The 7853-nt window shown below is 70.9% G+C and carries 7 protein-coding genes; 6 read left to right on the forward strand and 1 reads right to left on the reverse strand.

Translation table 11 applies throughout. From position 1 onward, the window contains the following. Positions 1-57: 57 nt before the first annotated feature. On the forward strand, positions 58-1917 hold the full coding sequence (locus tag ACIRU3_RS23710; RefSeq protein ID WP_404059455.1) for a protein kinase: 1860 nt from the start codon (positions 58-60) through the stop codon (positions 1915-1917). A 15-nt stretch (positions 1918-1932) separates the two neighbouring features. Here the strand turns inward: ACIRU3_RS23710 and ACIRU3_RS23715 are convergent, their stop codons facing one another. After that, entirely contained in the window at positions 1933-2586 is a 654-nt protein-coding gene (locus ACIRU3_RS23715) for a pirin family protein (protein WP_404059493.1), read from the reverse strand. 118 nt (positions 2587-2704) lie between these two features. Between ACIRU3_RS23715 and ACIRU3_RS23720 the strand changes: the two genes are divergently transcribed. From ACIRU3_RS23720 to fabF, 5 genes are all read left to right on the forward strand, one after another. Further along, the gene (locus ACIRU3_RS23720) at positions 2705-3910 is read left to right on the forward strand and encodes a PucR family transcriptional regulator (RefSeq protein WP_404059458.1); all 1206 of its coding nucleotides are present in this window, start codon (positions 2705-2707) and stop codon (positions 3908-3910) included. Positions 3911-3999: 89 nt separating this feature from the next. Further along, complete coding sequence (locus ACIRU3_RS23725) at positions 4000-4977, forward strand: ACP S-malonyltransferase (RefSeq protein ID WP_404059461.1); 978 nt, start codon at positions 4000-4002, stop codon at positions 4975-4977. 15 nt (positions 4978-4992) lie between these two features. Continuing rightward, positions 4993-6024 carry a ketoacyl-ACP synthase III gene (locus tag ACIRU3_RS23730; protein WP_404059464.1) on the forward strand — a complete coding sequence of 344 codons (1032 nt, stop codon included), beginning with the start codon at positions 4993-4995 and terminating at the stop codon, positions 6022-6024. A 108-nt stretch (positions 6025-6132) separates the two neighbouring features. Further along, entirely contained in the window at positions 6133-6381 is a 249-nt protein-coding gene (locus tag ACIRU3_RS23735) for an acyl carrier protein (protein WP_187821659.1), read from the forward strand. 86 nt (positions 6382-6467) lie between these two features. Beyond that, the gene (gene fabF, locus ACIRU3_RS23740) at positions 6468-7730 is read left to right on the forward strand and encodes a beta-ketoacyl-ACP synthase II (protein ID WP_404059468.1); all 1263 of its coding nucleotides are present in this window, start codon (positions 6468-6470) and stop codon (positions 7728-7730) included. Positions 7731-7853: the final 123 nt, after the last annotated feature.

Below are 7853 nucleotides of genomic sequence, written 5' to 3' on the forward strand. Positions count from 1 at the left end.
CGTATACCCTCCCCCGTGCACGCTGGCAGCACAGGTGACGGACATTCGGGGGAAGCGATGAGCGGCGTTCAATCGGACGCGCAGTTCCGGCCGTTGGAGAGCGGCGATCCACAAGTGGTGGCGAGCTACCGGCTCGTGGCACGTCTCGGCTCGGGCGGCATGGGCACGGTGTACCTGTCGTACACGCCCGGAGGGCATCCGATCGCCCTCAAGACGATCCGTCCGGAGCTGAGCGAGGACCCCCAGTTCCGCCGCAGGTTCCGGCAGGAGGTCCAGGCCGCGCAGCGCGTGCAGGGCCTCTACACCGCCCCGGTCATCGACTACGACACCGAGGGCGAACAGCCCTGGCTGGCCACCGCCTATGTGCCCGGCCCCTCGCTGGCGGCGGCCGTCGTCGAGCACGGCCCGCTTCCGGTGCCGACGCTCCTGCTGCTGGTCGCGGGCGTGGCGGAGGCGCTGTCGGTGATCCACGGCGCGGACATCGTGCACCGCGATCTCAAGCCCTCCAATGTGCTGCTGGCCGCCGACGGCCCCCGGGTCATCGACTTCGGCATCGCGCGGGCCACCGACGCCACGGCGCTCACCGGCACCGGCGTCTCCATCGGCACCCCGGCCTTCATGTCGCCGGAGCAGGCGGCCGGCAAGGAGATCACGCCCGCCTCCGACATCTTCGCGCTCGGCCAGGTCGCCGCGTACGCGGCCCGGGGCGCCGGCGCGTACGGCGACGGGCCCTCGCACGCGGTGCTGTACCGGATCGTCCACGAGGAACCCGATCTCACCGGCCTCCCGGAGCAACTCGGCTTCGTCGCCCGCTGCCTGGCCAAGGACCCGGCGGACCGTCCCTCGCCCGCGGAGGTCATCGCGCTGTGCCAGCAGGCGTCGCCCGGCGGGCTGCGCCAGTCCGGCGAGTGGCTGCCGGAGCCGATCGGCACGCAGATCACCCGGCGGGTCTCGGCGTCCGCCGCGCTGGCGGCCCAGCCCGCACCCCCGCCGGCGCCGCCGACCACCGCTCCCGCAACCCAGGCCGGGACGGCGGCGATACCCGCGCCGCCGACCACCGCTCCCCTGACGCAGCCCGTCACGGCGGCCGTACCGGCGCCTTCGCCGACGGCCCCCGTGACCCGGCTCGACCAGCCGGTGCCGCATGCCATGCCGACGGTCGCGGCGCCGCACACGCCGCCTCCGTCGTCCTACGGCCCGGCCGTTCCCCCGGCGGCCTTCCCGGCCGCCGCGCACGCTCCGTGGCCCGGGGCCCAGCCGCAGCCCCAGGCACCGCGCAGAAGCCGGGTCGGCGTGATCGCCGCGGTCGTCGTGGGGGCACTGCTGGTCGGCGTGGGCGGCGCCGTGTACCTGAGCAAGGCCGGCGGCGGCACGAAGGACGACGCCTCGAAGAGCTCCGCGAAGAACCCCGGCTCGGGCTCCGGATCCGGCTCCGGATCGGGCTCCGGCACCGGCTCGGCCACGGGATCCAGCAGCGCCTCGGCACAGCCCGACCCCAAGCCGGTCAGCTTCACGGGCATCAACATCCCGATGGACTACTACGTGCGGTTCGCGGACTCGCCGCCCAAGCCGCTGTACGACGACATCGGTGCCCGGTACGTCGACGACGCGGACCTCTACCTCGAGACCAACGGCTTCGGCGACGAGAAGATCCTCGGCAGCAGCGGCGAGAAGATCGTCCTGCTGAACAACGCGCAGCAGGGCTCGCTCGCCACCTGCCGGGCGGAGACCCGGTACGCCGAGGAGGCCAAGCTCTCCCAGCTGTCCAAGGGATCCCAGCTGTGCGTGCACACCACGTCCGGTCATATCGCCCTGGTCACCTTCGAGGGCACCGCCCCGAAGTCCGACCCGAGCAACTACATGACGGTGGACCTCACGGTGTGGCGCAACGCCGAGGAACCTTCCAGCACGGAGTGAGCACGGCGGTGCCGCTCACCGCGACAGTTCCCACAGCAGCAGCTCGGCCGCGGTGGCGCCCTGCGCCACCAGGTCCGTCGCCCCGGTGATCCGCGCCGAGTCACCGGGACGCAGTTCCTCGCCCGCCAGCCGTACCTCCCCGCGCACCACATGCACATACACGTACGCGGCGTCCGGCACCGCGGTGCGCTCACCCGGCGCCAGACGGCGTACGTGGAGCAGCGCGCCCACCTCCGGGACCGCGTACGGCGTGGAGTCGGCGATACCGGAGACGATCTCGTACGACGGGTCGCCGCCCGGCTCCAGGGGTGCCAGCCACATCTGGATGAAGGTCAGCGGGGACGTGCCGTCGTTGCGTTCCACATGGCGGACGCCCGCTGCCGCGCTGAGGTGCTGGACGTCCCCGGGGCGGACCCGGGTCTCGTGGCCCGTGGAGTCACGGTGGGTCAGCTCGCCCTCGACCACCCACGTGACGATCTCCGTGTGGCTGTGCGGATGCTCGTCGAAGCCGGCGCCGGGTCCGAGCCGCTCCTCGTTGCAGGCGATCACCGCACCGAAGCGCAGGTTGTCGGGGTCGTAGTGCGGTCCGAAGGAGAAGGCGTGGCGGGAGTCGATCCCGGCCTCCGGATCGCCTCCGGGGTAGCGCTCGTCGGCGCGCCGTACGTCCATCACGGGCACCACCGTAGACCGCGCGCGGACGGAGCCGCAGACCGCCGTGGGCCCCCGGGCCACCTCATCCATGACCCGGCGGCGCACGCTCCCGTCCCGATAAGGCAGTCTTGTCCACGTGCCCGAACCCGAATCCCGTCGCAGCGAACCCGCAGCACACGACGTCCACCAGCACTCCGCGACCCTGAAGCGGCTGGAGAAGTCCTCCGGGAGCCTCGCCGCGCAGGCCATCGCACGCATGGACGAGACCCTGCCGTGGTACCGGGCCATGCCCCCGGAGAACCGTTCCTGGATCGGACTCGTGGCCCAGGCGGGCATCGCGGCCTTCACGGAGTGGTTCCGGCACCCCGATGCGCCCCAGGCGATCTCCACGGACGTCTTCGGGACCGCGCCTCGCGAGCTGACCCGGGCCATCACGCTGCGGCAGACCGTGGAGATGGTGCGGACCACCATCGAGGTCATGGAGAGCGCGATCGACGAGGTCGCGGCTCCCGGTGACGAGAGCGTGCTGCGGGAAGCCCTGCTGGTGTACGCCCGGGAGATCGCCTTCGCCACCGCCCAGGTCTACGCCCAGGCCGCCGAGGCACGCGGTGCCTGGGACGCGCGGCTGGAGTCGCTGGTGGTCAACGCCGTGCTCAGCGGGGAGGCCGACGAGGGCGCCGTGAGCCGGGCCGCCGCACTCGGCTGGAACTCCCCGGAGCATGTCTGCGTCGTGCTCGGGACCGCGCCGGACGGGGACAGCGAACTGACCGTCGAGGCCATCCGGCGGGCCTCACGCCATGCCAAGCTGCAGGTGCTCACCGGGGTGCTCGGCGACCGGCTCGTAGTCATCGCAGGTGGCAGCGCCAATCCGCTCGCCGTCGCCAAGTCGCTGATCGGGCCGTTCGCCGCCGGACCGGTCGTCGCCGGGCCCGTCGTGGCCGATCTGCTGGCCGCGACCCGGTCCGCGCAGGCCGCCGCGGCCGGACTGAAGGCGTGTTCTGCCTGGCAGGACGCACCGCGGCCGGTACTGGCGGACGATTTGCTGCCCGAGCGCGCCATGGCGGGCGATCCGAGCGCACGCGAGCAGTTGGTGGAGGAGATCTACAGACCGCTGGAGGAAGCCGGCTCGGCACTCCTGGAAACCCTGAGTGTCTACCTGGAGCAGGCGAGCAGTCTCGAGGGCGCGGCCCGGATGCTCTTCGTTCACCCGAACACCGTGCGCTACCGGCTCCGACGTGTGACAGACGTCACCGGTTGGTCGCCTTCGGATGTACGATCCGCGTTCACACTTCGGATCGCACTGATTCTGGGGCGTCTGGCCGATGGAGACGCCCAACCGTAGGCATTTGTAGGGGATCCACAAAAGCCCCTCGTGTTCTTCGTCCCTGTCCCCACGGGCGGCCCCGGCCGTCCCCAAGAGAGAGTGTGAGAGTGCTCGTACTCGTCGCTCCCGGCCAGGGCGCCCAGACGCCCGGCTTCCTGACTCCCTGGCTCGACCTCCCCGGTGCCGCGGACCGTGTCGCCGCATGGTCGGACGCCATCGGACTGGACCTGATCCACTACGGCACCCAGGCCGACGCGGACGCCATCCGCGACACCGCGGTGGCGCAGCCGCTGCTGGTCGCCGCCGGGCTCCTGTCCGGCGCGGCACTCGGTGCCTATTCGTTTGCCGCCGACGCGGCGGGCACCGAGATCGCCCCGGGCGCCGTCGCCGGCCACAGTGTCGGCGAGATCACCGCCGCCGTCTTCGCGGGTGTCCTGGACGACACCGCCGCGCTCCGCCTCGTCCGCAAGCGGGGTCTGGCCATGGCCGACGCCGCCGCGATCACCGAGACCGGCATGTCGGCGCTGCTCGGCGGTGACCCCGAGGTCTCCGTGGCGCATCTGGAGAAGCTGGGCCTGACGCCGGCGAACGTCAACGGCGCGGGCCAGATCGTCGCCGCCGGGACGCTGGAGCAGCTCGCCGCACTGAACGAGGACATGCCCGAGGGCGTGCGCAAGGTCGTCCAGCTGAAGGTGGCCGGCGCCTTCCACACCCGCCACATGGCCCCCGCCGTCGACGCGCTGGCCAAGGCCGCCGCGGAACTCGCGCCCGGCGACCCGAAGGTCACCTACGTCTCCAACAAGGACGGCAGGACCGTCGCCACCGGCGCCGAGGTGCTGGAGCGGCTGGTCGGCCAGGTCGCCAACCCGGTGCGCTGGGACCTGTGCATGGAGACGTTCAAGGAGCTGGGCGTCACGGCACTCATCGAGGTGTGCCCGGGCGGCACGCTGACCGGCCTGGCCAAGCGGGCCCTGCCCGGCGTCAGGACGCTCGCCCTGAAGACCCCCGACAACCTCGAAGCGGCCCGCGAGCTGGTCTCCGCCGTATCTGATCCTGCTGCTGCCGCAGCGGGCACCGACGCCTAAGGAGCCGTACCGATCATGGCGAAGATCAAGCCCAGCAAGGGCGCCCCGTACGCGCGCATCCTCGGCGTCGGCGGCTACCGGCCGACCCGGGTCGTGCCCAACGAGGTGATCCTGGAGACGATCGACTCGTCCGACGAGTGGATCCGTTCGCGCTCCGGCATCGAGACCCGGCACTGGGCGGGCCCGGAGGAGACGGTCGCCGCGATGGCCATCGAGGCCTCCGGCAAGGCGATCGCCGACGCGGGCATCGACGCCGAGCAGATCGGCGCCGTGGTCGTCTCGACCGTCTCGCACTTCAGCCAGACCCCGGCCGTCGCCACCGAGATCGCCGACAAGCTGGGCACCGACAAGGCCGCCGCCTTCGACATCTCGGCGGGCTGCGCGGGCTTCGGCTACGGCCTCACGCTCGCCAAGGGCATGGTGGTGGAAGGTTCCGCCGCGTACGTGCTCGTCATCGGCGTGGAGCGACTGAGCGACCTGACCGACCTGGAGGACCGGGCCACCGCCTTCCTGTTCGGCGACGGCGCCGGCGCGGTCGTGGTCGGCCCCTCCCAGGAGCCGGCGATCGGCCCGACCGTGTGGGGCTCCGAGGGCGACAAGTCCGAGACCATCAAGCAGACCGTCCCGTGGGACCGCTTCCATGTCGGTGACGTCGCCGAGCTGCCCCTCGACAGCAAGGGCAACATCAAGTTCCCTGCGATCACGCAGGAGGGCCAGGCGGTGTTCCGCTGGGCCGTGTTCGAGATGGCGAAGGTCGCCCAGCAGGCGCTGGACGCGGCCGGAATCAGCCCGGACGACCTGGATGTCTTCATTCCGCACCAGGCCAACGTGCGGATCATCGACTCGATGGTGAAGACGCTGAAGCTGCCGGAGCACGTCACGGTCGCCCGTGACATCCGCACCACCGGCAACACCTCGGCCGCCTCGATCCCGCTCGCGATGGAGCGGCTCCTGGCAACCGGGGAGGCCAAGAGCGGCGACACCGCGCTCGTCATCGGATTCGGGGCGGGTCTCGTCTACGCCGCCACGGTCGTTACCCTCCCCTAGGCACTCCGTGCCGGATCGTGCGATCCGGCACGGGAGCCGAACCACAACCTGCCGCTGACGCGGCGGGCGCCACACACCGTCTGGAATATCGAAGAAGGAGCGCCTGACATGGCCGCCACCCAGGAAGAGATCGTCGCCGGTCTCGCTGAAATCGTGAACGAGATCGCCGGCATCCCGGTTGAGGACGTCCAGCTGGACAAGTCCTTCACCGACGACCTGGACGTCGACTCGCTGTCCATGGTCGAGGTCGTCGTCGCCGCCGAGGAGCGCTTCGACGTGAAGATCCCGGACGAGGACGTCAAGAACCTCAAGACCGTTGGTGACGCCACCAACTACATCCTCAAGCACCAGGCCTGAGCCACCCCTTAGGCCGCCAGGCTGCAAGGCCCCGCCACCCGGCGGTGGCGCCGTTGAATCCCGCATCCGTTGGAGAAAGAATTCCCGTGAGCCCGACCAATCGCACCGTGGTCGTCACCGGTATCGGCGCAACCACACCGCTGGGTGGCGACGCAGCTTCGTTCTGGGAGGCCCTCGTCGCAGGCAAGTCCGGCGTCAGCCTCCTCGAACAGGAGTGGGCGACCGAACTGCCCGTCCGCATCGCCGCGCAGATCGCCGTCGAGCCGGGCGAGATCATCCCCCGACCGCAGGCCCGCAAGCTGGACCGGTCCGCGCAGTTCGCGCTGATCGCCGCTCAGGAGGCCTGGAAGGACGCCGGTTTCACGGCCAAGGCCGGTGCGGACACGTCCGTGAACCCCGACCGGCTGGGTGCGGTCATCGCCTCCGGCATCGGCGGTGTGACGACGCTCCTGGACCAGTACGACATCCTCAAGGAGAAGGGCGTACGCCGCGTCTCCCCGCACACCGTGCCGATGCTGATGCCCAACTCCCCGGCGGCCAACGTCGGTATCGAGCTGGGTGCCCGCGCCGGTGTGCACACCCCGGTCTCGGCCTGCGCCTCGGGCGCGGAGGCCATCGGGTACGCGATCGAGATGATCCGCACCGGGCGTGCGGACGTGGTCGTGGCCGGTGGTACCGAGGCCGCCATCCACCCGCTTCCCATCGCCGCGTTCGGCAACATGATGGCGATGTCCAAGAACAACGACGACCCCGAGGGCGCCTCGCGTCCCTACGACGCGGGCCGTGACGGCTTCGTGCTCGGCGAGGGCGCCGGTGTGATCGTCCTGGAGTCCGAGGAGCACGCGAAGGCCCGCGGCGCCCGGATCTACGCCGAGGCGGTCGGCCAGGGCATCTCCGCCGACAGCCACCACATCACGCAGCCGGAGCCGTCCGGCAACGGCATCGCGCACGCGCTGCAGAACCTGCTCGACAACACCGACCTGAAGCCGGCCGAGATCGTGCACGTGAACGCGCACGCGACCTCGACGCCGCAGGGCGACGTGGCCGAGATCAAGGCGCTGCGGAAGGTGTTCGGCGACGACGTCGACCACATGGCGATCTCCGCGACCAAGTCGATGACGGGTCACCTGCTGGGTGGTGCCGGTGGTATCGAGACGGTCGCCTCGATCCTGGCGCTCGTGAACCGTACGGCTCCGCCGACCATCAACCTGGACAACCTCGACCCCGAGGTGAACGCGGACGTGGTGATCGGTGAGGCGCGGGCTCTCCCCGAGGGCCGGATCGCCGCGCTGAACGACTCGTTCGGATTCGGTGGGCACAACGTCGTGCTGGCGTTCCGCACCCTGTGAGAACGTGAGTGAAGGGCCCCCACCAGCCGGCGAATTCCAGGGGTCGTTGCAACACAGTGATCAACTGGCTGTGGCCAGGAGCTTAGCGAGGCGCTCGGCTGGGGTTTCCCAGCCGAGCGTTTT

Origin of the sequence: Streptomyces sp. NPDC101151 (assembly GCF_044768335.1) — a bacterium.
In the GTDB taxonomy this organism is placed as follows: Bacteria; Actinomycetota; Actinomycetes; order Streptomycetales; family Streptomycetaceae; genus Streptomyces.